Annotated in this window: 19 protein-coding genes and 1 tRNA gene; 9 read left to right on the forward strand and 11 right to left on the reverse strand. The window is 48.9% G+C overall.

What is annotated here, in order from left to right:
* Positions 1-8: 8 nt before the first annotated feature.
* The 7 genes from aceA to HXZ99_RS11695 form a co-directional block, all read right to left on the reverse strand.
* Positions 9-1,346, reverse strand: a complete 1,338-nt coding sequence (gene aceA / locus HXZ99_RS11665) for an isocitrate lyase (protein ID WP_194757467.1) — start codon at positions 1,344-1,346, stop codon at positions 9-11.
* A 30-nt stretch (positions 1,347-1,376) separates the two neighbouring features.
* On the reverse strand, positions 1,377-2,975 hold the full coding sequence (aceB, locus tag HXZ99_RS11670) for a malate synthase A (protein WP_194757468.1): 1,599 nt from the start codon (positions 2,973-2,975) through the stop codon (positions 1,377-1,379).
* A gap of 251 nt (positions 2,976-3,226) precedes the next feature.
* The gene (gene nhaD / locus HXZ99_RS11675) at positions 3,227-4,666 is read right to left on the reverse strand and encodes a sodium:proton antiporter NhaD (protein WP_194757469.1); all 1,440 of its coding nucleotides are present in this window, start codon (positions 4,664-4,666) and stop codon (positions 3,227-3,229) included.
* A gap of 353 nt (positions 4,667-5,019) precedes the next feature.
* Positions 5,020-5,095 (reverse strand) — tRNA-Phe (locus HXZ99_RS11680).
* Between the two features lie 145 nt (positions 5,096-5,240).
* Complete coding sequence (speA, locus tag HXZ99_RS11685; protein WP_194757470.1) at positions 5,241-7,151, reverse strand: biosynthetic arginine decarboxylase; 1,911 nt, start codon at positions 7,149-7,151, stop codon at positions 5,241-5,243.
* Entirely contained in the window at positions 7,148-8,065 is a 918-nt protein-coding gene (gene speB / locus HXZ99_RS11690) for an agmatinase (protein ID WP_194757471.1), read from the reverse strand. Before speB ends, speA begins: the two co-directional genes overlap by 4 nt.
* 61 nt (positions 8,066-8,126) lie before the next feature.
* Positions 8,127-9,140: a 6-phosphofructokinase gene (locus tag HXZ99_RS11695; RefSeq protein WP_194757472.1), complete on the reverse strand. Its 1,014-nt coding sequence runs from the start codon at positions 9,138-9,140 to the stop codon at positions 8,127-8,129.
* Positions 9,141-9,282: 142 nt separating this feature from the next.
* Between HXZ99_RS11695 and HXZ99_RS11700 the strand changes: the two genes are divergently transcribed.
* Positions 9,283-10,329 (forward strand): Ldh family oxidoreductase, encoded by a 1,047-nt coding sequence (locus tag HXZ99_RS11700; protein ID WP_194757473.1) that lies wholly within the window; start codon positions 9,283-9,285, stop codon positions 10,327-10,329.
* Positions 10,330-10,360: 31 nt separating this feature from the next.
* On the opposite strand, the gene pdxH is transcribed toward HXZ99_RS11700, so the two are convergent.
* The 3 genes from pdxH to HXZ99_RS11715 form a co-directional block, all read right to left on the reverse strand.
* On the reverse strand, positions 10,361-10,999 hold the full coding sequence (gene pdxH / locus HXZ99_RS11705; protein WP_194757474.1) for a pyridoxamine 5'-phosphate oxidase: 639 nt from the start codon (positions 10,997-10,999) through the stop codon (positions 10,361-10,363).
* Positions 11,000-11,012: 13 nt separating this feature from the next.
* Complete coding sequence (locus HXZ99_RS11710) at positions 11,013-11,972, reverse strand: DUF3369 domain-containing protein (RefSeq protein ID WP_194757475.1); 960 nt, start codon at positions 11,970-11,972, stop codon at positions 11,013-11,015.
* 82 nt (positions 11,973-12,054) lie between these two features.
* Positions 12,055-13,788 (reverse strand): amidohydrolase, encoded by a 1,734-nt coding sequence (locus HXZ99_RS11715; RefSeq protein ID WP_194757476.1) that lies wholly within the window; start codon positions 13,786-13,788, stop codon positions 12,055-12,057.
* A gap of 308 nt (positions 13,789-14,096) precedes the next feature.
* Here HXZ99_RS11715 and HXZ99_RS11720 point away from each other — a divergent pair, with 308 nt between their 5' ends.
* The 4 genes from HXZ99_RS11720 (at position 14,097) to glnB (ending at position 17,290) form a co-directional block, all read left to right on the forward strand.
* On the forward strand, positions 14,097-14,702 hold the full coding sequence (locus HXZ99_RS11720; RefSeq protein WP_194757477.1) for a LuxR C-terminal-related transcriptional regulator: 606 nt from the start codon (positions 14,097-14,099) through the stop codon (positions 14,700-14,702).
* Positions 14,703-14,720: 18 nt separating this feature from the next.
* Entirely contained in the window at positions 14,721-15,254 is a 534-nt protein-coding gene (locus HXZ99_RS11725) for a DUF1285 domain-containing protein (protein WP_194757478.1), read from the forward strand.
* A gap of 61 nt (positions 15,255-15,315) precedes the next feature.
* Complete coding sequence (locus HXZ99_RS11730) at positions 15,316-16,935, forward strand: NAD+ synthase (protein WP_194757479.1); 1,620 nt, start codon at positions 15,316-15,318, stop codon at positions 16,933-16,935.
* A gap of 16 nt (positions 16,936-16,951) precedes the next feature.
* Positions 16,952-17,290, forward strand: a complete 339-nt coding sequence (gene glnB / locus HXZ99_RS11735; protein WP_194757480.1) for a nitrogen regulatory protein P-II — start codon at positions 16,952-16,954, stop codon at positions 17,288-17,290.
* A 38-nt stretch (positions 17,291-17,328) separates the two neighbouring features.
* Here the strand turns inward: glnB and HXZ99_RS11740 are convergent, their stop codons facing one another.
* Positions 17,329-18,051, reverse strand: coding sequence for an outer membrane protein assembly factor BamD (locus HXZ99_RS11740; RefSeq protein ID WP_194757481.1), 723 nt, complete (start codon positions 18,049-18,051; stop codon positions 17,329-17,331).
* A 122-nt stretch (positions 18,052-18,173) separates the two neighbouring features.
* On the opposite strand from HXZ99_RS11740, the gene rluD reads away from it, so the two are divergent.
* The 4 genes from rluD to pssA all read left to right on the forward strand — a co-directional run bounded on the left by rluD (position 18,174) and on the right by pssA (position 23,514).
* A complete protein-coding gene (gene rluD, locus HXZ99_RS11745) occupies positions 18,174-19,145 on the forward strand; it encodes a 23S rRNA pseudouridine(1911/1915/1917) synthase RluD (protein WP_194757482.1) in 972 nt (323 codons plus the stop codon).
* A gap of 29 nt (positions 19,146-19,174) precedes the next feature.
* On the forward strand, positions 19,175-19,903 hold the full coding sequence (gene pgeF, locus HXZ99_RS11750) for a peptidoglycan editing factor PgeF (RefSeq protein ID WP_194757483.1): 729 nt from the start codon (positions 19,175-19,177) through the stop codon (positions 19,901-19,903).
* A gap of 90 nt (positions 19,904-19,993) precedes the next feature.
* Entirely contained in the window at positions 19,994-22,567 is a 2,574-nt protein-coding gene (gene clpB, locus HXZ99_RS11755) for an ATP-dependent chaperone ClpB (protein WP_194757484.1), read from the forward strand.
* A 131-nt stretch (positions 22,568-22,698) separates the two neighbouring features.
* On the forward strand, positions 22,699-23,514 hold the full coding sequence (gene pssA, locus HXZ99_RS11760; RefSeq protein WP_194757485.1) for a CDP-diacylglycerol--serine O-phosphatidyltransferase: 816 nt from the start codon (positions 22,699-22,701) through the stop codon (positions 23,512-23,514).
* The last annotated feature ends 277 nt before the right edge of the window (positions 23,515-23,791 follow it).

A 23,791-nucleotide genomic window follows, 5' to 3' on the forward strand; every position in this document is an offset into this window, starting at 1 on the left:
GACTTACTCTAGGCAGCAGGTTCGCTGAACTGCTCTTCTTCCGTGGAGCCTTTTAATGCAGTCACGGACGAGGCGCCGCCTTGAATGACATTAGTGACATCATCGAAGTAGCCCGTACCGACCTCTTGCTGATGCGCTACGAAGGTATAACCGCGATCCGCCGAGGCGAACTCTTCTTCCTGAAGCTTCACATAGGCCGACATGTCATTGCGCGCATAGTCGTACGCCAGATTAAACATGTGATACCACATGTTATGCACCCCAGCGAGGGTAATAAACTGGAACTTATAACCCATGGCCGCTAGTTCACGTTGGAACTTGGCAATGGTGGTGTCGTCTAGATTGCGCTTCCAGTTAAACGACGGTGAACAGTTGTAGGCAAGCATTTTACCCGGATACTTTTTGTGAATGGCTTCGGCAAATTGCCGCGCTTCGTCGAGATCCGGCTTGGCTGTTTCACACCACACCAAATCAGCATAAGGCGCATAGGCTAACCCGCGTGATATCGCTTGCTCGATACCCGGTTTCACCCGATAGAAGCCCTCCGCAGTGCGCTCTCCCGTAATAAATGGCATGTCATTTGGGTCGACATCGTTTGTCAGCAAATCCGCCGCGTTGGCATCGGTGCGTGCAACAATAAGGGTATCGACACCGGCGACATCAGCAGCTAATCGCGCTGCAATGAGTTTCTGTACGGCCTCTTGTGTAGGCACCAGCACTTTCCCGCCCATATGGCCGCATTTTTTCACCGATGCTAACTGATCTTCGAAGTGAACCCCGGCGGCGCCTGCTTTAATCATACCCAGCATCAGTTCGTAGGCATTGAGCACTCCACCAAAACCCGCTTCGGCATCGGCGACGATAGGTGCAAAGTAATCAATATATTTTGGATCGTCGGGATGAATTCCTTTCGACCATTGAATTTGGTCGGCGCGCGCGAACGAATTATTGATGCGCTCGATCACCTTGGGCACCGAGTCCACCGGATACAACGACTGATCTGGATACATGCTGGCCGCTGAGTTGTTATCGGCCGCCACTTGCCAACCCGATAAGTAGATGGCTTGTAAGCCCGCTTTCACTTGCTGCACCGCCTGACCGCCGGTAAGGGCCCCGAGTGCATTAACATAGTCCTTGCCGAATTTTTCCTGGGCCGCTCCGTTAAGTAACCGCCAAAGCTTGCCGGCACCTTGTTGGGCATGGGTGTATTGAACTTGGCGAGAGCCTCTTAGACGCACCACATCTTCCGCGCTGTAGGTTCGTTCAATTCCTTGCCAACGCGGGGATGTCTCCCAGGTATCTTTCAGGTCTTGCGCCGCTTGTTGAATATGTATTGAGCTAGCCATAATGATATTCCTTGTTGATAAGGGTGAGATCTAAAGAAGTTCATACCCAGGAAGGGTTAAGAATTCAGTGAGTTCGTCGGCGGTGGTAATGGTTTCCAGCAGTTCGATTGCTTGTGCAAAAGGCTCCTGTTGCCAGCGTTCAGGGCCCACGTGCTCGGCCACCACGTCGCTTTCTTCCCGGAGCAGCTGACGGAATAGATCTTTGGTTACGACGCGGCCATCACTGAGTGTTTTTTCGTGCTGAATCCACTGCCAAATTGAGGTGCGGGAGATTTCTGCAGTAGCTGCGTCCTCCATTAATCCATAAATCGGCACACAACCTTTGCCATCAAGCCAAGCGGCGATATATTGCAAGGCCACGCGTATATTGGTGCGCATACCTGCTTCCGTGCGCTCGCCTTGTGACGGTTCAAGCAAGTCGGCTTGGGTAATGGGGGCATCGTCTGCACGTAGTACATGGAGTTGATTGGGATAATCGCCAATATATTTGGCCACTACATCCCGCACCGTTGACGCGAGGCCAGGGTGGGCAATCCAGGTACCATCATGACCATTGCGAAATTCAAGTTCCTTATCTGCCCGCACTTTTTCCAGAATTTTGCTGTTTTCTTGCGGATCTTTAGCGGGAATAAGTGCCGCCATTCCGCCCATGGCCAAAGCCCCCCGTTGATGACAGGTTTGAATTAATAGACGGGAATAGGCACTGAGGAATGGCTGCTCCATGGTGACCACTTGACGATCGGGCAGCACCCGATCAGGATGACGCTTAAGGGTTTTAATGTAGCTAAAGATATAGTCCCAACGACCGCAATTCAGACCGACAATGTGTTCTTTCAGGGCATGCAAAATCTCATGCATTTGAAACACTGCAGGCAAGGTTTCAATGAGTACAGTGCAACGAATGGTGCCGGTTTTTACGCCAAAATACTGCTCGGTAAAGTGGAACACGTTGCTCCACCAAGCCGCTTCAGTGTGGTGCTGCAATTTGGGGATATAGTAATAAACACCGCTGTTGTTGTTCTGACGGACGTTCAGGTTATGGAAAAAATAGAGCGCAAAATCAAACAAGGCGCCGGAAATAGCACGGCCCTTGAACAAAACGTGTTTTTCCGGAAGGTGCAAACCACGCACGCGGGCAATCAGCATCGCCGGGTTTGGTTTTAGTGCGTAATGCTTACCGGAAACGGGATCGCTGTGGCTGATGGTGCCTAGGTTCGCATCGCGTAAATTGATTTGCCCCTGAATAATGCCATCCCAAGTAGGGGATTGCGCATCTTCAAAGTCGGCCATAAAGACGTCAACATCGGCATTCAATGCATTAATGATCATTTTCCGATCAACGGGGCCGGTAATTTCTAAGTGGCGTTTCTGTAAATCCTTTGGAATTGGAGCAACCGACCACTCGGAGAGACGCACGGACTCCGTCTGTTCAGAGAAATTAGGCAGCTCACCGGCATCGTAGCGCTCTTGTTGCTTTAGTCGCGCCGCCAGAAGTTGCTCGCGCGGCTCACTAAACTCCTCGACTAAGGCACTCAGAAAATCTAAGGCGTCTGGGGTAAGTATCGCTTCTTGCTGCGTCGTAAGAGGCTGCGTGAATTGAAAGTTATGAAGTTGCGTTGCACTGGTCATAAATTGATCCGTGTTGTTACAAGATTGTTAACCACGAAATCAGTATGCGACGCTATTTTTTATTCATCCAATGTATGGCGTAAATCATCATCATTCACAGAGATTATGAATAAAGGCCATAAATATGGTGAATCACAACGAATAATGGATAATAAACTGAAATATAAAGGACTTGTGCGTTTGGACGCTGTGTTGCTGCGACATATTATGTCGCAGCAACAGTGTCCAACCCGAGCGTATTAACCGGCAAATTAGCCGTATACAGTAAACGAATGGGTGTTCAGGTAGAGATGGGTGAAGATACTGGCGATATATCCCAAGAATATAACAGGCGCCCATTTTAAGTGGCTCATAAAGGTGTAATAGCCGCGCGCCTGCCCCATGAGTGCAACGCCTGCGGCAGAGCCTACCGAGAGTAAGCTACCTCCGGTACCTGCGGTGAGCGTTATCAATAGCCAGTGGCCATGGGACATTTCCGGTTCCATGGTCAGTACAGCAAACATCACAGGAATGTTATCAATCACCGCAGATGCCATACCTAACACGATATTGGCATAGGTGGGGTTCCATTGAGTGTAGAGGAAATCGGACATTAAGCCTAAGTAGCCTAAGAATCCTAAACCGCCGACACACATGACGACGCCGTAGAAGAATAACAGGGTATCCCACTCGGCACGTGCAACCCGGCTAAATACGTCGAATGGCACCACACCACCAAGGCGCTTTAAGCGCTCTTGATCGCCGGCACGCTCGGCCATAGCCCGTTTGCGGGCAAGTGAACCAGGTAACGTCATCCGCAGGAAGTAGCCAAAGAATTGCAAGTAGCCAAGACCCATCATCATGCCCAATACCGGCGGCAAATGAAGCAGCGTATGGCATGCTACCGCGGTCGCAATCGTAAGCATAAATAACAGGGTGATGCGAATAGCGCCGCGCTTGAGTTCGACCACTTCATCAGAGGCCACGGGTTTCTTATTCTCAACAAAGAAACTCATGATGATGGCAGGGATGGCGTAATTAACCACCGCTGGAACGAACAGCACCAAAAATTCATTAATGTGCACGAGTCCTGCTTGCCAAACCATCAGGGTGGTAATATCGCCAAAGGGACTAAAGGCGCCGCCGGCGTTCGCGGCCACCACAATATTCACACAACTTAGCGCGATAAACTTCTTGTCACCTTCCGCGACTTTCATGACCACCGCACACATCAATAACGCGGTAGTGAGGTTATCGGCAATGGGGGAGATAAAGAACGACAGGATACCGGTAATCCAAAACAACGACCGATAACTAAAGCCTTTGCGAATGAGCCAAGAGCGCAGCGCATCAAATAACCGACGTTCTTCGAGGGCGTTGATATAGGTCATTGCCACAAGCAGGAATAACATAAGCTCGGCAAATTCGAGCAAGGTCGTTCGAAATGCACTCTCGGCGGCGGCTTGCATGCCGTGCTGTGTGTATACCCAGCCAATGATTATCCAAATAATCCCGGCGGCAACCAGAACCGGTTTGGATTTGCGCATGTGAAGCTTCTCTTCGCCCATAACCAAGATATAAGCGAGTGAAAAGATAACGAGAGCAAATATACCCAACCCAGTGCCAGTGAGATCCAGTTCTGGAGCTGCGGCAAACGCAGGGGGGCTCACCAACAAGGCGAAAACAGCGAGTAGTACAATTCTAAACGTCATGGTTAAACCTGTAACTCGAGCATAGAGTATGTAACGCCCGAGAGGTGCGGGAGCCGCACGATTCACGAGCAAGGCGAGTATGTTTTGCGGGAGTATTATCGGCAGGAATCCGAGTTGATTGACAAAATCTTATTATCGACGGCCAATCGAATCCCCATCCCCCTGCAAAAGCGGCGCAAGATTATCATATACTGGTAAAAATACACGCAAAATTTAACCGAGACTTAACATTTTTAGAGGTAACCCAAAAAGGGGAGGAGGGGGCGATGAAAATCTCGATAAATCACTTAGAAACGCGCAATAAAAAAGCCTGTTCGCGAGAACAGGCTTTCTTAATTTCTTACTTAAATAAATGGTGCCCAGAGGCGGAATCGAACCACCGACACGGGGATTTTCAATCCCCTGCTCTACCGACTGAGCTATCTGGGCATCCGGGTTGAGCCAAACCAGTAGTGGCTAAGCAACAACGGGTGCAATTAAACGTGTTTGCAGGATTGAAGTCAACCGCTTTTTGTCGGTTCACGTTTAATTGCTCAGGAAATGCACATTTTTCTACATTAGCCGTTTGCGTTGTCTATTTATCGTGACGAAGATAGGTGGTACCGGCCAAACAACGCTCGTAAAAATCAGTCCAACGCACACCTTCTCGTGGCGCTAAATTGCCTTTGCGAATTTGCTTATCCACCGATTTCTTCACCATCTTTGCCATGTAATCGGTGTTGTACTGCATGGTCTCCAGTACTTTCTCCGCACTATGTCCCGGTACAATTTCTTCAATGTAGAAAGCGCCTGGTTCATCGTCATGACTAAAAATGTGAACTTCAGCCAAGCGGCCGAATAAGTTATGCATATCGCCCATAACATCCTGGTAGGCACCGGTGAGGAACATACCGATAGGGTAGGATTCCCCCTTGTTTAAACGGTGCATAGGAATGTTATCGCTGATGTGATTGCTTTCGATGTACTTGCCAATTTTACCGTCACTATCACAGGTGATATCAGCAATCGACACGCGCACTGACGGTTGTTCATTAAGACGCGTGAGTGGGACGATGGGTAAAAGCTGACCAATTGCCCAGGTATCTGCGGCCGACTGGAATATCGACATATTCGCCAAATACTGGCTTGCCAAGGTATCTTCGAGCTCACCCAACTCTTGGATATGACGGGTTTCTTCATCCAATGATTGATGAATATCCTTGAGCGTCATCCAATACATGGTATCGATTTTTGCCATCTCGCGAATCGTCAAAATACCAAGCTTAAAGGCTTCATAGGCACTTTGTTTGTATGCCGCGGCATCGTTAAAACGCTCTTGCGGGTGCAAATCGTTGGCGCCGATAAGCTCACGCATGTTACTCACTAATACGTGTTCGTCTTTCTCAAACTCGATATTAAAATCAGTGGCGCTAGGGTTTACTTCACCTACCACATTGGTCACCACAAGACTGTGGTGCGCGGTAATGGCGCGGCCACTTTCGCTGACCAAATTAGGATGGGCCACTTTTTCTAAATCACAGATTTGCTTTACGCCATAAACCACGTCGGCAACGTATTCCTCGGTAGAGTAATTGCGCGAGGAGTCTGTTGTGGTACTGCTACCATCGTAATCAATGCCTAAACCACCGCCGATATCTAAATATTCGAGTGGAACGCCCATTTGTACGAGTTTGGCGTACAAGCGCGCGCCCTCGGTGACCGCTTCTTTTACTTTGCGGATATCGGATAATTGGCTGCCAATATGGAAATGCAAAAGCTTGGCACAGTGCAGCATTTCATTTTCTTTGAGATATTCGATGGCATTGACGATCTCAGCAATGCTTAAGCCAAATTTGGCTCTATCGCCAGAAGAGCTCGACCATTTTCCGGTGCTACGAACCATCATTTTTGAGCGCAAACCAATTAATGGCTCGATTTTGAATTTCTTGGCGAGGCGCACCAGCATTTCGAGTTCAGAGAACTTCTCGACTACCACGATCATGCGCCGCCCGAGGTGTCTGCCGAGCAGCGCGAGGGTGAGGTAATCTTCGTCTTTGTAGCCGTTTAAAATCGTTAGTGCTTCGGGGTTTTCGTTGTACGCCATAACCGCCATAAGCTCGGGCTTTGAGCCGGCTTCAAGACCATAGTTATAGGGTTCACCCGCGTCTAAAATTTCCTCTACCACTTCCCGCATTTGATTTACTTTAATGGGGTACACGCCCACATAGCGCCCTTCGTAATCGGCGCTATTAATGGTTTCGCGGAAGGTTTCATTAAGAATTTCTACTTGCGAGCGCAAAATATCGTGAAAACGGATAACGGCAGGGAACTCGATTCCCTCTGCCTTCATTTCATCGAGAACTTCCTGCATGTCGATAAACACATCAGGTTTGCGATGATTTGGAGAAATTTGAATATTACCGTGCTCGCCAATGGAGAAATATCCAGCACCCCAGCGTTTTACGCCATATAGACTTTCTGCATCTTCAATTGACCACTGGCTCATCGACGGCCTTCCTCCAAGGTTAATAGCAATTCGCGGACAACTTTGGCCGCAAACACATCTGAATTTCCAGTAGGATCGATCTGTGGTGAGAGTTCAACCACGTCACACCCTACAAAATTGCGCTCTCGTAATAACTTGATCAAGCTCACGAACGAGTGAAAATCTTCTCCGCCGGGCTCCGGTGTGCCGGTGCCAGGAAGAAACGATGGATCGAAGTAATCGAGGTCCAACGTAAGATAAATTGGGCGGTCGCCTGGAATGTTGGCGACGCTATCGAGAAAATCTTTACGCGATGTGCGCACGGTACCGTGCTCACGCATGTATTGATATTCCTCGCGTGTTCCTGAGCGGATGCCATATTGAATTAGCTGATGACCAGGCCCGAAATGATCGAGCGCGCGGCGAATAATCGACGCGTGTGAATAGTGGTAACCGGTGAAACCGTCACGCAAATCTGCGTGCGCATCAAGATGCAGCAACACCAAATCAGGGTATTGCTTAAGATACTTGACGATAGGTGCGTAGGAGATTGAGTGTTCTCCGCCTAGTGTAAGCACTTTAACCTGCTCGCTTTCGAGATCGATCGGCTCGAATATTTGGTTAAAGTCGTCAGAAGCATACTTCCACTGAGTTTCAACATCGGTACTTTCACCCAACTGCAGATTACCTAGATCATAGAACTCATGATCGTCTAAGTCTGCGTCTAAATAGGGAGAATAGGATTCAATATCCTCAGAGATCGAACGTAATCCGTTCGGCCCATAACGGGTGCCTTTGCGGAAACAGGCGGTGCCATCGAATCCAAAACCGATAATATAGGTTTTGTTCGACTGGATTTCCGTCGCCAAATCCGCGCCAAAATAAGCGCGTACCGGTTCGTCCAATGGTACCGGAACAGGGAATGTGTTAGCCAATTTCCAATCACCTTCTGTGTTTGCTCAGAGAATTTCACGCATGGTCAAAAAAGGGCCGACATTATGCGGTTTTACTCCCCTTTTTTGAAGCGAAATTTACGCCTTGAAGCCCTAATTGTAGCTGAACTAAACGAGGGTCAAGTGGTTTATCCCGTTCAAAGGTTAAATGCAGTGGAACTTCCACCACATGTTCTTGCTCGAGACCAATCATGATTTGTGACTTTCCATCTATTACGGCATGCACAGCAGCATGGCCCAATTGCATCGCTAAAATTCGATCTTGGGCATTGGGGCGACCGCCCCGCTGAATGTGTCCTAAGGGGCACGGGTGACAGGTGACGCCGGTTGCTTTTGATAAGTTTGTGGCAAGTCCGGAAACACCCCCGGGCCACAAGTTTTCCGAGACCACCACCACATAGCTACTGTCGGGAAACGCGCTGCGTGCCTGTAATATGGCATCGGCCATTTCGGCAAGTTTCGGTTGTGGTTCAAGTTCAGGAAGGAGCATGGCTTCGGCGGAGCTAGCGATGGCGGCGTGCAAGCCGATGAAACCCGCATGGCGGCCCATCACTTCGATTAAAAATACACGAGCCATGGCTTCTGCGGTTTCACGGACGCGGTCAATCGCTTCCATGGCGGTGTCGACGGCTGTGGAAAAGCCGATGGTGGTATCGGTACCCGCCAAATCGTTGTCGATGGTTCCAGGAATACCGATTACTTGACCCTTCCAGTATTTCGCTAAGTGGTCTGCGCCCTGAAAAGAACCATCGCCGCCGATGACAAGGAGTGCACTAATGTCGTGGGCGTCTAAAACTTTTGCCGCGTCTTTCGCGCGGGCAACTTCGCGAAACTCAGGGTAGCGCGAGCTTTTTAAAAAGGTTCCGCCGCGCTGGCTCACAAGGCGCATATCGTCTGGATGCAACGGTTGATTTAAATCATCGACAATGCCACGAAAGCCGTGGCGAAACCCGATCACTTCAACATCATGTTGCCAGGCAGTGATAACAACCGCCCGAATACATGCGTTCATGCCAGGTGCATCACCGCCGCTGGTGATCACAGCGATTTTCTTCATTGCATTATCCTTACATCCTTGTGCAGCATGAACCGCACAAACTATTTCGTTATAACTATACAGCTTAACGGCAATTCAAACGCTGACCAAGTGCGATTTTCCAGTTACACTCAGCTTTTCTGCAAATTTAAGGGTTTTTGCCATGGTTCGAATCCAATTAGACGATCTTTTGCACTTTACAGAAACGTGTTTAATCCGTGCCGGCGCTCACCAAGCGATCGCGCAGGTGATGGCAAACTCGTTAGTGCAGGGGGATCTGCTCGGATACCGGACCCATGGTGTGCGCCGACTGCCTTACAATGTGAAGCAGCTGCAATCGAATAAAATGCGTCGACATGGGGAGCCACAAATCCTTCGAAGACGCGCTGCGATTGAAACCTGGGATGCCGAATCGTTATCGGGTTTGTATGTTGCGCCTATGGCGGTGCGGCGTGCTATGGCGATGGCTAAGTCGGCGGGGACGGGCACTGTTGTGGTAAAACGCTGTGAGCATGTGGCGAGCTTAGCGGCCTATCTTCAACAAGCGACCGAGCAAGGCCTATTAATTACCATGATTGCGGCAACACCAGCACAAGCGAGCGTAGCTCCTCATGGCGCACGCTCTCCGGTGTTCTCACCCAACCCTTATGGCATGGGCATTCCCACTAGCAGCACGCCGATATTGTTAGATATGAGTTTTTCCATGACCGCTGCGGGCAAAGTTCGGCAAGCCTATGATCGGAAAGAACGCTTACCGTGGCCTGCGATTGTGACAAAATCGGGTGAAATTACGGATGATCCTGCGGCGTATATTGACCATGGCGGGGCGATCCTTCCACTAGGAGGCTCCGACTTAGGCTACAAAGGCTATGGTTTGTGTCTTATGAGTGAGATTTTCACCCTTGCGCTTTCCAATCATGGTCGCTTGCATGGTGCTCATGATGGCGAAATGAACACCTTGTATGTGCAAGTAAGTGATCCGGAAGCCTTTGGCACCCGCCAAGATTTTCTGGCGGTCACCGATGATTTACTGGAGCGCTGTCGTGGTGCTGAGGCTATTCATCCGGCAGAACCAGTGCGCATTCCAGGCGAACGCGCACTGACCCTGGCGGAAGAGCAGCAGCGTTTGGGTGTGGAGCTCGACGAGCTAACGTGGCCGCGTTTGCAACACCTCGCCGATAAATTAAATGTAACTCTCCCTCGCGTGTAAGCGTGAGACCTCGGGTTAAAATTTGAACAAATTAAGGCTGTAAGCGCTCGACCTGCCACTGTTCATCACTGCGAGAGTAGCGAAAACGGTCGTGCAGGCGGGCAGAACGGCCCTGCCAAAACTCAAATTGCTCTGGAACAATGCGAAAGCCACCCCAAAATGGGGGCAATGGGACCGGATCAACGTCGGCGAATTTTTCTTCAACAGCGCGGACACGGGCATCAAGGGCATCACGGCCATGGATGATTTCGCTTTGCTGAGATGCCCAAGCCGCTAGCTGGCTCGCCCGCGGACGGGATTGAAAGTAGCTCTCATTTTCTGCATTCGTGAGTTTTTCAGCTTTACCTACTATGGTGATTTGGCGCTCTAGTGGTAACCACGCAAAATGGATACTGCAATGGGGGTTTGCGCTGAGCTGGCGCCCTTTCTGGCTCTCATAATTGGTATAAAACACAAAGCCGTCTGGGCTTGCGTCTTTGAGTAACACGACTCGCTGCGTAGGCAGGTTATCGGCGCAGGTGGCAAGCACCATGGCCGTTGGATCTAAGCTCCATTCACTTTGCAAGGTTTCATCAAACCATTGCTGAAACTGCGTGAATGGATCTGGATTCATATCATTAAAGTTAAGTTCGCGCCGGATATAGTCGCGGCGAATATCCTTCATACTCATACAAAACCCTTATCTAACGTTGCTGGCTAATTAACTCTGCATGTTCAAATGCAATGGCCGTGTTGTTCATAAAGAGTGTGAGCAAATTTTTATCGTTGTCCGATAACTCGCTGATGCCTTGGATGTACAGCAAGTAAAAATGCTTAGCACTAGTACGGTATAAGCCGTAATAAGTTTCATTATGAATTTCATAAGCAACGGGTTCTTTGCGTTGGCGCAAAGTATGAATAATTTGTTGGTCGTGTTCTTGTTTTAGCCTACTGCCTACTTGCTCTTTGTACTTGCCCGTAGCCGCAATAATTGAAAAGGGCTCATCATCATGCCCGGAAGCTGTGTAGCCTTCGAGGTTGAGCTTGCAGTAGGCGGCAGCGTCGGAGCGGGTGAGCAGCGCAACGAGTTGCTCAAGAATGCCCTGGCTGAGTTGATTTACCGATTGCGCCGAGAATATTTCTGCCGATGCCTTAATAATGCGTTCAAGACCGGACTTGTAGCGCTCGATTGATTGAAGATCGCGAAAGGCACGAAGGCTAGAGTACATCAAGGTAACGAGTTTTCGATAAGTTAACTCGGTTTTTTCTTTGTAATCATCAATGTCGTATTTAGCGATCACTTCTTCTTCGGGCGCTTGTCCCGGCTGGCCAGTACGCAGCACAATGCGCACCAGATGATTTTGTAACACCTCGCGGGTCCATCGCGCGATATCGAGCCCTGCGTGATCAGATTCCATGACTACATCGAGGAGCATGAGGGCATAATCATCACGCTCTTGTAATTTTCGCTTTGCTTCTTCGCCTGAATACGCAGAGTGAAACTGCAACGGACGCTTATCGAGTTTAAAATCGGACAACGCCATGCGGGTAATGACATGAATTTCTTCATCGTCATCGACAACCAAAATATGAAATGGCTCTCTCGTTTCTGCTTGAGTCGCGGGGGTCGTAGGCTCATCAGCAAACAGAAATTGATCTGTCATTGGAATCTTCCTTGCTCAATTAAGCAGCATTCAGGTGCTGCAAATGATGCTTTGCAGCTTACCTGAAAATACTAAGATTTGCCTAGTGAGCGCGTTGATAGTGTCGTTTACCTGCAACGTAAGTTTGCTCGACACGGATCCGCCAAAGGTGCTCAGGCTTAATTTTAAATGGGTCATGGCTGAGAATGAGGAAATCAGCCCATTTACCTGGTTCCAAACTTCCCGTGCGACTTTCAAGGTGACCTGCATAGGCGGCATCGATGGTGAAACTGCGAATCGCCTCGGCCACTGTCATGCGCTGCTCTGGGTACCACCCTTCAACAGGCTGATTATCACGATCTTGGCGAGTTACGGCCGCGTGAATTCCATAGAAGGGGTTTGCAAGTTCAACTGGGAAATCGGAACCTGCGGCAATGAGTGAGCCTTGATCCAGGAACTTGCGCCATGCATAGGCTCCTGCAATGCGCTCAGACCCGACACGATCTTCTGCCATGTTCATATCGCTGGTTGCGTGAGTGGGCTGCATCGATGGAATGACCCCCAACTCAAAAAAGCGGGGGATATCTTCCACACGCACTACTTGCGCATGCTCAATCCGATGGCGTGGGTCGGTGTGCCACGCATCTTCTAACATTGCTTCGGCTTGATACAGCGATTCAAAGGTATCTAAGGCGAGTTTATTCGTGTAATCACCAATGGCGTGGTAATTAATTTGGAAACCTGCCTGATGAATCATACCAAACAAACGTTTGACATCATCTTCCGGGGTGATCACTAAGCCCGTATTCCCTTCGTCGTCTGAATATGGCTCAATCAACGCGGCGCCGCGGCTACCTAAGGCACCGTCTCCGTATAGTTTAACGCTATTCACTTGTAAACGGTCGTACTCGTCGCGGTAGGGGCCACTTTCAAGCCACGCCCCTAAATGGGGATCGCGTCCTGAAATCATTGCATTTACCCGCAAAGGGAGCTCTTTATTCTCACTCATTTCTTTAAATAGTTCGATCTCGCGCTGCTCCACCCCAGCATCGTGTACTTGGGTAATCCCTAGCGCTAGCAGATGATCAAAGGCGAGCGAGACAGCGTGACGTAATTGTGCATCAGATAAAGAAGGCATTACATCTTGCACCATATACATGGCGGTATCGATGAGTACGCCGGTCGGATAGCCATCGGCATCACGGATAATTTGGCCACCGGGGGGATCAACGGAATCGCGGGTAATGCCCGCAAGCTCTAATGCTTTACTGTTTGCCCAGCCAGCATGCGCATCGACGCGGACTAACCATACCGGACGGTCAGAAACCACTTCGTCGAGGTCTGTGCGGCTTGGGAACCGACGGTCGGGCCACAATTCTTGATTCCAGCCGCGTCCGATTAGCCACTCTTGATCTTGATGGTCGTGGGCATAGTTGGCGACTTTTGCCACCGCAGCAGTTCTACTTGTTAGGCCACGCAAATCGATTTGCAGCAGGTTTTCACCCAAACTTGAAATATGACCGTGGGCATCAATGATTCCCGGTATCATAGTTTGTCCACGCACGTTAACCTTGTGCGCGCCTTTATATTCCTCAAGCAAGGAATCGTCGCCAATAGCAACAATTTTTCCTTTTTTGGTGACCAACACACTGAACTGAACGAGTTCGGCTTGCTCGCCAATACCGTTGTTGAAGCTGTAGCCGTTGGCATTATGAAATACATGGTAGTGCCCATAGTTCTTTTCTTTGTCAGAACTCTTTGAGTCGTCGGCCGCACCAACGGCTGTTGAGCTTACAAAAAGAACCATGGATGCCAAAATAGCGAATATGCTGCGCATGACTTGCCTCGATTAAGTCGTTTCCGGACCAGTTGTGGGGTTTAATATTCAAACCCAAAGCATTGTTAAACTTTAGTTATCTTTATGAACCTACTATACAAAGTTTTTCCCATCTTTACATGTATTCTATTTTAAGCGAATTTTGTGGTGCTTGACCGCACTTCGATCCAAATCTTTACATAATTGCGTATCCAAACCTAGATGTAATTGCTGGCATGGGCTAACACTTCACTAATATATTTGTTAAAGTATTGGCAACTCCTTGTTACGGATTTCAAGGGACTCAACACTCTGGTGCAAGATCACATATGAAAATTCTTATCATCGATCCACATTTTATCACCCGCTCTGGGCTGATCCATGTGATTACGACCTATTTGAGCGACGTTGCGATTTATGAAGCTTCTACTTATGCCTTTGCTAAAGACTATTTAGCATCAGGTGAACGGTTTGATCTGATTTTCACAGAGCTGGATTTACCCGATGCGGATTACCGCCACGTGGTATCGCGCCTGCAAGAGCTATCGCCCGATGCTCATATCGTGCTGTTCACTTGGCGTAATCAGACCAATGATATCCAAGGGGCGGTGAGTCAGGGTGCGCGTAGTTATCTGCGTAAAGATTCGCTGGCAGAAGATGTAAAACTGGCCATTCATGGATTACTTCAGAATCGCCCTTATTTGCCTTCAGAAACCTTGCAATATCGTGAGCAATCGGAAGCGGAACGCAAGCTGTCACCACGTCAGCGAGAAATTATGCAACTTCTGGCGCAGGGCCTTTCAAATAAAGAGATTGCCAACATTCTTGGCATCACGGAAGGAACTATTCGCGTTCATCTCTCAGCAATATTTAAGGCCATCAAGGTTTCCAACCGAACCGAAGCCACATTATGGTATTTATTGCGCCAGAACTAACCCGTTCACGGGGGAGCTATGGATTTAACTGCACTTGCAAAACAACTCGAACATCACAAAGGGGCTCCCGTTGATCAATGGGATCCTCCGTTTTGTGGTGATCTTGACCTAGTTATTCGCGCCTCAGGGCGTTGGGATTACCAAAACTCGCCGATTGGCCGAAAGGCCATGGTGAAGTTATTTGCCAGTGTGATTAAGCAAGAGAATGGGCGTTATTACTTAGTGACTCCCGTTGAGAAAGTGGGTATCCAAGTGGAAGATCTGCCGTTTATGGTGGTCGCTTGGGAGCAAATAGACCACGATGGTGAACCTGTCATTCGGGTCACTACGAATGTGGATGAAACTTACTTATTAAGTAGCAAGCATCCCTTAATTGTCGACGCAGGCTTACCTGCAGTTGTTGTGCGTGATGGTTTGAAGGCTCGTGTGCATCGTAATGTGTATTATCAGTGGGCGGATATTGCCACAGCTGCACAAGCAGGCGAATCCGAGGGCTACTACATCGATAGTGCCGGCGAACGATTTTTGTTAGCCGCGGAAAACCTTGGTTGATTGCCGATATCTTGCCCTTGCTATATGATCGCGCGCTTAATCAATGAAGACGGGTAAATCTATGTCCAGCACCTTGAAGATCAGTCTCGCTCAGTTGAATTTCACCGTTGGGGCGATTGGCGAGAACAAAGACAAAATTCTGCAAACGATTCGAGAAAATGCAGAGACCGATCTTCTTATCTTTCCTGAACTTGCCCTAACTGGCTACCCCCCTGAAGATTTGCTGTATCGTCCTGATTTATATCAGGCGGTAGCGAGTGCCTTGGATGAAATAGCGGAAGCGACCGATCAGGTGGCTGTCGCGGTGGGATATCCGCAAACCGATGGACATAAGGTTTGGAACACTTTAGGTGTATTCCATCAAGGGCGCGAGATAGCCACCTATCATAAGCAAGTGTTGCCGAATTATGGCGTGTTTGACGAGAAACGGTATTTTACTCCAGGCACCGAATCAACCGTATTTAATCTTGGCGAACATCGCATTGGTATGTTGATTTGCGAAGATCTTTGGAATGAAATGCCCGCGAAGCGAGCGCGAGAAGCCGGCGCTCAGGTGCTAATTTCCGTGAATGCCTCACCCTTTGAAGAATATAAATACCCCCAGCGCTTGCAAGTATTAAGAGCCCGCTGCCAAGAAAATCAGGTTCCTCTCGTGTATGTAAACCTCGTGGGTGGGCAAGATGAAGTTATCTTCGATGGCAATTCAGTGGTGATGAACGAGGAGGGGGATGTTGCTTTACATCTACCTCATTGTGAAGAAGCCGTTATGACAGCGGAGTTTGAAGGCAAGCATGTGCGTATGCAAAAGCTGCCGGATAATCCTGATAATGAAGCGAGTTTGTACCAGGCGTTAGTGCTCGCAGTGCGCGATTATGTGGAAAAGAATCGGTTTCCATCGGTATTGTTAGGACTCTCAGGGGGCATAGATTCAGCCCTTACTTTAGCGTTAGCAGTGGATGCGCTAGGTCCTGAGCGGGTGCGCGCTGTGATGATGCCGTATCGTTACACCGCCGACATGAGTATCGAAGACGCCCAACAACAAAGTGAGTGGCTCGGTAATCAGTTTGATGTGGTTGCCATAGCGCCCATGGTGGATAGCTTTCTAGACACGCTTGCGCCTTTGTTTGTGAACACACAAAAAGATACCACCGAAGAAAATTTGCAGGCACGTTGTCGTGGCACTTTGCTGATGGCGCTTTCTAATAAATACGGTTCCTTGGTATTAACCACTGGCAATAAAAGTGAGCTAGCGGTGGGATACTGTACGCTCTATGGTGATATGTGCGGGGGCTTTGCACCCATCAAAGATTTGCCAAAATCCTTAGTTTATCGTTTGTCTGAGTATCGAAATACGCTTGGCCCAGCTATTCCTGAACGGGTTATCACCCGTCCACCCTCGGCTGAGTTGGCTCCGGATCAAAAAGATCAGGATTCGTTGCCACCCTATGATGTGCTCGATGAAATTATCGACGGCTACGCAGAGCGTGATTTATCGGTGAGTGATTTAGTGGCGGCAGGTTATGACGAAACCGTTGTGCGTGATGTGATACGCTTAATTGACCGCAATGAATATAAACGAAGACAAGGGGCGGTTGGGCCTAAGGTAACGCGACGTAACTTTAATAAAGATCGTCGTTATCCTATTACCAATCAATATACGCGACATTTATTAGAGTCCTAAGCGCAAGGATAAGAACATGAAAAAAATCGAAGCCATAATTAAACCGTTTAAGCTCGATGACGTGCGTGCCGCACTGTCGGAAGTGGGTGTTGCGGGTATGACGGTTTCAGAGGTTAAAGGCTTTGGACGTCAGCGTGGCCATACCGAATTATACCGCGGTGCCGAGTACATGGTGGATTTTTTACCCAAGGTAAAACTTGAAATCGTGGTTGCTGATGATGACGTTGAGCGTTGTATCGAAGCTATCATTGAAACAGCACAGACGGGCAAAATAGGTGACGGCAAAATCTTTGTGACCGCCATTGAACGTATTATTCGTATTCGTACCGGTGAAGAAAACGAGGACGCTATTTAGCGTCCTCGATTGTATTTGCTTTCTTTAGAGCAACTTCGTTAGAAGTTCGCTTCTAATACAGCGCGCGCATCGTTCGCCTGCTGTTCTAATCCAAGTCGGCTGTATGCCGTGACCATAATTTCTAAAGCGCGTTTCACTTCTTCCACATCTTGGAATTGATCAACCACGTATAAGCCTCGATTCGCAGCGGCCATATAAGCTTCACGTCGCAGATAATATTCTGCTACATGGAGCTCATGCTGTGCTAATCGCGATTTAATCGCAATCATACGCTGGCGCGCATCGGCGGCATAAGGGCTATCTGGATGACGTAATACCACTTCACGGAAGTCTCGGAATGCGCGTTCGGCGTACACCGGGTTCCGGTCGCTTCGGTCAATACGAAACACGTCTTGGAAAAAGCTTTGCTCAGCCTGCAAATGCACTAATCCACGCATGTAGCGTACATAATCATTGTCGGGATGATTTGGATTCAGTGATAAAAACCGATCGATTGCGGTAAGCGCGCGATCTTGCTGGCCGATTTTATATTCGGTAAAAATGATATCCAACTGCACTTGTTGTGCATAAGGACCGAATGGGAAGCGATTATTGATCTGACGAAGTAGTCCAGAAGCATCGGCGTATCGACCGCCACGAATGTACGCTTGGGCCATCTCATACATCTGCTCAACATCGGATCGAGTTTGCTCTTGCGGGCGCGATGAGCAGCCATTTAGCAAGAGGACGGCAAGGACTACAATTGGTAACACTGCTTTCATTGGATACGTGATCTCTTATTTTACGTTGAATTCCCTGTGATGTTTCTCATCATCTGAAGTACACTAGGCACCAAGCTCGGATTGTAGCGCACTGATAAGAGGATGCACAGCGCAAGTTCTTTATGACTGATTATGTGAAGCAAACAGCAGTAGTTCCTGAGCAATTGCTCGGAGCACGATTGGACCAAGCATTAGCGGAATTGTTCCCAGACTTTTCTCGTTCGCGTTTGAAAAACTGGATTCAGGCCGGAAACGTTCGCGTGGACGGCTCTGTAGTGACTAAACCACGGGAAAAAGTTCTTGCCGGTCAAGAGCTCCACCTAGAGGCTGAACTAGAGCCGGAGGTATTTTCTGAGCCACAGGCCATTGCCCTAAATATTGTTTACGAAGACGATGACCTCTTGGTTATCAATAAGCCGGCTGGGCTCGTTGTTCATCCGGGGGCAGGAACGCCCGACGGCACCTTGCTCAACGCATTGCTTCATCATTGTTCTACGCTTGAACAACTGCCACGGGCAGGTATTGTGCACCGCTTAGACAAAGAAACAACGGGATTAATGGTTATCGCTAAAACCCTGGCGGCCTATACCGCTCTGGTGTCCGCATTGCAGGCGCGAGATATTACACGTGAGTATGAAGCCATTGTAACCGGCGTGATGACGGCGGGCGGCAGTATTGATGCTCCGATTGGTCGCCATCAAACAAAACGTACTTTAATGGCGGTTAACCCAAATGGAAAACCGGCATTAACGCATTATCGCGTGGCTGAGCGTTTTCGCGCTCACACTCGGTTACGTTTGCGTTTGGCTAGCGGCCGCACCCATCAAATTCGAGTGCACATGGCGCATTTAACCTACCCGTTAGTGGGTGATCCCCAGTACGGTGGTCGTCCGCGTCCTCCTAAACAAGCAAGCCAAGGGTTTATGGAGACGCTACGTGGATTTCAACGTCAGGCGCTTCATGCGATTCGACTGTCGTTAGTACACCCGCGTACGGGTGAAGAAATGACATGGGAAGCACCTTTGCCTGAAGATATGCAAGGGTTACTCAAAGCGTTACGTGAAGATACCCGCGAGTATGGAATATCACATTAGTGTTGTGAGGTTATAGAAGGGGGAGCGCCATGAAGTCACTAATTGCGCAATGGAAGGTGCCGAGTTTTGTTCATGCGCACACCACTCTGCGTGACGGCGGCGTGAGTGTGGCTCCCTATGCTTCTTTAAACTTAGGTGCTCATGTAGGCGATTTGCCGGCTTCGGTACAACGCAACCGAGAGCGCGTTCAGCAGGAACTTCACATTCCTTCGCCGATAAACTGGCTTGCGCAAATTCATAGCGATCGGGTTGTTCGGATTGGCGCCGACGGTTTATCCGATATCCCAGAGGCGGACGGAGCTTATACTGATCAAGCTGGCGTGGTTTTGACAGTGCTCACCGCCGATTGCTTGCCGGTGTTTTTAGCATCTGACGACGGTCAAGAGCTTGCGTTAATTCACTGCGGCTGGCGCGGGTTGGCGCATGGGATTTTAAGTAATGCGGTTGCGCTATTTAAAGCCCCTCCAGCGTCTATCCATGCTTGGTTAGGTCCCTGCATTGGTCCAAACGCCTTTGAAGTAGGCGCCGATGTATTGGAGGCTATGACGGCACTTAATCCAAACCACACGAATGCGTTTAAACCTTCCGGCGGGAAGTACCTCGCTGATCTTGCCCACATTGCGCACACTGAACTGTTAAGCCTCGGTCTAAAAGAAATTTCCGCGAGTAAGGCCTGCACGTATACCGAAGCAGAAAAGTACTTCTCCTACCGTCGCGACGGCACCACCGGGCGGATGGCGTCCTTTCTGTGGCGCTAAATAGCCTGTAAAAAATACTTTCCAGTGACTTGAAACCGTATAAAAAAGACCCACATTAATGTAAGTCGTATTTGCATAGTGAGGTTTGTCATGCGCATGGATCGTTTTACCAGTAAATTTCAAGCAGCCATCGCTGAAGCGCAGTCGTTGGCCTTGGGGCGGGATCATGCTTACATTGAGCCTGCTCATATTATGTTGGCCTTATTAAACCAAGAGGGCGGCACCGTGCGTTCGCTCTTGCAAACGGTAGGCGTCAACATTGCCACTTTCCGTATTCAACTCAGTAAGCTTTTAGATGCGCTGCCCCAAGTATCAGGAACGGGTGGCGACATTCAGATATCGCGAGATACCGCTCAGCTTTTAAACCTTACTGACAAATATGCGCAAAAACGCAAAGACGAGTACATCTCTAGCGAGCTGTTCGTACTAGCGGCCCTTGAGGACAAAGGCAAACTGGGTGCGTTGTTAAAAGAGCAAAACGTGCAAGCCAGCAATGTCGAAAAAGCCATTCAAGATGTGCGCAAAGGGCAAAAAGTGGACGACCCAAACGCTGAAGAACAGCGTCAAGCACTCAAGAAATACACCATCGATCTCACTGAGCGCGCCGAACAGGGAAAATTGGACCCGGTGATTGGGCGTGACGAAGAGATTCGTCGTGCCATTCAAGTACTCCAGCGTCGTACCAAAAATAATCCAGTTCTCATTGGTGAGCCAGGCGTGGGTAAAACCGCCATTGTCGAGGGGTTGGCGCAGCGCATTATCAATGGCGAGGTTCCGGAAGGATTAAAAAACAAGCGGGTACTATCGCTTGATCTGGGAGCTTTACTAGCTGGCGCCAAGTATCGAGGCGAGTTTGAAGAGCGTTTAAAAGCGGTACTCAACGAACTCCAGCAAGAAGAAGGGCAGGTTATTTTATTCATTGATGAGCTGCATACCATGGTGGGGGCAGGTAAAGCTGAAGGCGCTATGGACGCGGGCAATATGCTCAAGCCTGCATTGGCACGAGGCGAGCTACATTGCGTTGGTGCCACCACCTTAGATGAGTATCGTCAGTATATTGAAAAAGACGCGGCACTTGAGCGCCGTTTTCAAAAGGTGTTGGTACAAGAACCATCTGTTGAAGACACTATTGCAATCCTGCGTGGGCTCAAAGAAAAGTATGAATTGCATCACTCTGTGGAAATTACGGATCCGGCGATTGTTGCGGCAGCTTCGTTATCTCATCGTTATATCAGTGATCGTCAATTACCGGACAAAGCAATCGATCTGATTGATGAAGCCGCGTCTTCAATTCGCATGCAAATGGACTCCAAGCCTGAAGAGTTGGATCGTCTTGAACGACGAATTATTCAGCTCAAGCTAGAGCGACAAACGTTGGCAAAAGAAAAAGACGATGCAAGTAAGAAGCGTCTTGAAGTTCTCGATACCGAACTAGACGAGTTAGAAGGCAAATATAAGGCGCTTGAAGAAGTATGGAGTAGTGAAAAATTAGCAGTGCAAGGGCACCAGCATGTGAAAGAACAATTGGATCAAGCGCGCAATGAACTAGAAATTGCCAATCGCGCTCGTGACTTAAATCGCATGGCGGAATTACAGTACGGACGCATCCCTGAGTTAGAACGACAATTGGACGCGGCGCTTAAAGCTGAAATGCAGGACATGACCCTGTTGCGTAATCGCGTTACTGACGAGGAAATTGCCGAAGTTCTGTCGCGATGGACTGGAATTCCGGTGGCTCGAATGCTCGAAGGAGAGCGTGAGAAGCTATTGCGCATGGAAGACGACCTGCATGAACGGGTGGTTGGACAGCATGAAGCGGTTGTGGCGGTCGCCAATGCCATTCGACGTTCGCGGGCTGGATTAAGCGACCCTGATCGGCCCATTGGTTCATTCTTGTTTTTAGGCCCGACAGGGGTGGGTAAAACCGAGCTATGTAAGGCGCTTGCCCACTTTATGTTTGATACCGACGACGCCATGGTTCGGATTGATATGTCCGAATTTATGGAGAAGCATTCAGTGGCTCGGCTTGTTGGGGCACCTCCGGGCTACGTTGGCTATGAGGAAGGTGGCTACCTAACAGAGGCTGTTCGCCGTCGTCCTTATTCGGTGATCTTGCTCGATGAGGTGGAGAAAGCGCATCCAGATGTGTTTAACATCTTATTGCAAGTTCTCGATGACGGTCGTTTAACCGATGGTCAGGGACGCACCGTCGACTTTCGTAATACGGTGATCATTATGACCTCAAACTTAGGCTCTCACTTGATCCAAGAGCATGCGGGAGAGGTCGATTACGATGAAATGAAGGTCATGCTACAAGATGTGCTGGCGTCGTCATTTCGCCCTGAGTTTCTTAATCGGGTCGATGAAACGGTGGTGTTCCATCCGCTACATAATGACCATATTAAACGTATTGCGCGGATTCAAATGCTGCGCTTGTTTAAACGCTTGGAAGAGCGGGGCTTTGAGCTTCAGGTATCGGACGATGCATTTGAGCAGCTTGCTAAAATCGGATTTGATCCCGTGTATGGGGCGCGCCCATTGAAGCGAGCTATTCAAACTGAGTTAGAAAATCCCCTCGCACAAAAACTTTTGAGCGGGCAACTATTACCGGGGAAACCGATTCTGGTAGACGCGGGTGAACATGGTCTTGAGTTAAGCCAATAGCTTGAATTGGCAACGTTTAAAAGGGGCTTGTGAGAGGGCCCCTTTTTGATTTTCTTGTCAGACATGTAGGCCTGTGTGATATGCTTACATTTAAAGTAGTCATATAGTCACTTCTGTTTTAAAGGAAATATATGCCGGATCAAAATAAACGACGGGGCATTTATCTGTTACCAAACTTGCTCACAACCGCAGGTTTGTTTTCAGGCTTTTATGCCATCGTTGCCTCCATGAATGGCGACTTCCAACTTGCAGCCATTGCCATCTTTGTGGCCATGGTATTTGACGGACTTGATGGTCGCGTTGCGCGTTTAACAAATACCCAAAGCGATTTTGGAGCCGAGTACGATTCGATGGCTGACATCGTTTCCTTCGGTATTGCGCCTGCATTGGTTGCCTATAATTGGGCGCTACATGACGTTGGTAAGTTAGGTTGGTTGGCTGCATTTATATTTGTAGCTGGGGGCGCGTTGCGCTTGGCTCGATTCAACACCGCGATTGCCACTGCAGATAAACGTTACTTCCAAGGCTTAGCTATCCCGAGTGCAGCAGCTATCGTCGCTGGCTTGGTTTGGGTTGGTGCGAAATACGAGATTGATCCAACAAATGTAAGTTTGATCGTCGTGTTCTTCACTATCGCCTGTGGTTTGTTGATGGTGTCTAACTTTAGATATCACTCATTTAAAGATGTAGATTGGCGCGATAATGTGAATTTCATCGTGCTGCTGAGCGTGGTGTTGGGGTTTGTCATCGTGGCAACTGCACCCGCAGTGGTATTGTTTGTTTTATTCACTGCCTATGCCATATCGGGTCCGGTGCTTACTATAAAGAATGTAAGCAAGCTCAAACTTGAGCACGTGCTGGGCGATCCGAGTGAAGATTGCAAAGAGGCGGATAAGAAAGAACAAACAGATGCCAAGTCTGAGAAATCTGATTCAGAGAAAAAATAAAGCGAGCTAAGCAGCAATAATATCGAACGTCTCGATTTACTTAAAAAAGTCTGGTTTTTATGAAAACCGGGCTTTTTTTATGGGCGGTGGTTTAGTTTCTGAACGTTCTGATTAGAAAATAAGCGGTCGCGCAGGTTTTACAAAAAAGGCCTTGATCAGTGTTCGAAGATCTATATAATTCGCCGCCGTTGCCACGAGATGGTGACGGTGAGAAAGAAACGCCGAAGAATCAAAAAATTTGAATTCAAGGTCTTGACTTCCTCGCTCGGGAGCGTAA

Origin of the sequence: Aliidiomarina indica (assembly GCF_015354615.1) — a bacterium.
Taxonomy (GTDB): domain Bacteria; phylum Pseudomonadota; class Gammaproteobacteria; order Enterobacterales; family Alteromonadaceae; genus Aliidiomarina; species Aliidiomarina indica.

Bases quoted from the DNA above. Each gene is read 5' to 3' on its own strand.
- speA (WP_194757470.1), bottom strand. From the start codon at position 7,151: ATGAGCCAGTGGTCAATTGAAGATGCAGAAAGTCTATATGGCGTAAAA.
- HXZ99_RS11725 (WP_194757478.1), top strand. From the start codon at position 14,721: ATGGATTTAACTGCACTTGCAAAACAACTCGAACATCACAAAGGGGCT.
- pdxH (WP_194757474.1), bottom strand. From the start codon at position 10,999: ATGAGTATGAAGGATATTCGCCGCGACTATATCCGGCGCGAACTTAAC.
- nhaD (WP_194757469.1), bottom strand. From the start codon at position 4,666: ATGACGTTTAGAATTGTACTACTCGCTGTTTTCGCCTTGTTGGTGAGC.
- HXZ99_RS11710 (WP_194757475.1), bottom strand. From the start codon at position 11,972: ATGACAGATCAATTTCTGTTTGCTGATGAGCCTACGACCCCCGCGACT.
- HXZ99_RS11695 (WP_194757472.1), bottom strand. From the start codon at position 9,140: ATGAAGAAAATCGCTGTGATCACCAGCGGCGGTGATGCACCTGGCATG.
- rluD (WP_194757482.1), top strand. From the start codon at position 18,174: ATGACTGATTATGTGAAGCAAACAGCAGTAGTTCCTGAGCAATTGCTC.
- glnB (WP_194757480.1), top strand. From the start codon at position 16,952: ATGAAAAAAATCGAAGCCATAATTAAACCGTTTAAGCTCGATGACGTG.
- HXZ99_RS11740 (WP_194757481.1), bottom strand. From the start codon at position 18,051: ATGAAAGCAGTGTTACCAATTGTAGTCCTTGCCGTCCTCTTGCTAAAT.
- HXZ99_RS11720 (WP_194757477.1), top strand. From the start codon at position 14,097: ATGAAAATTCTTATCATCGATCCACATTTTATCACCCGCTCTGGGCTG.
- clpB (WP_194757484.1), top strand. From the start codon at position 19,994: ATGCGCATGGATCGTTTTACCAGTAAATTTCAAGCAGCCATCGCTGAA.
- HXZ99_RS11700 (WP_194757473.1), top strand. From the start codon at position 9,283: ATGGTTCGAATCCAATTAGACGATCTTTTGCACTTTACAGAAACGTGT.
- HXZ99_RS11730 (WP_194757479.1), top strand. From the start codon at position 15,316: ATGTCCAGCACCTTGAAGATCAGTCTCGCTCAGTTGAATTTCACCGTT.
- pssA (WP_194757485.1), top strand. From the start codon at position 22,699: ATGCCGGATCAAAATAAACGACGGGGCATTTATCTGTTACCAAACTTG.
- aceB (WP_194757468.1), bottom strand. From the start codon at position 2,975: ATGACCAGTGCAACGCAACTTCATAACTTTCAATTCACGCAGCCTCTT.
- pgeF (WP_194757483.1), top strand. From the start codon at position 19,175: ATGAAGTCACTAATTGCGCAATGGAAGGTGCCGAGTTTTGTTCATGCG.
- aceA (WP_194757467.1), bottom strand. From the start codon at position 1,346: ATGGCTAGCTCAATACATATTCAACAAGCGGCGCAAGACCTGAAAGAT.
- HXZ99_RS11715 (WP_194757476.1), bottom strand. From the start codon at position 13,788: ATGCGCAGCATATTCGCTATTTTGGCATCCATGGTTCTTTTTGTAAGC.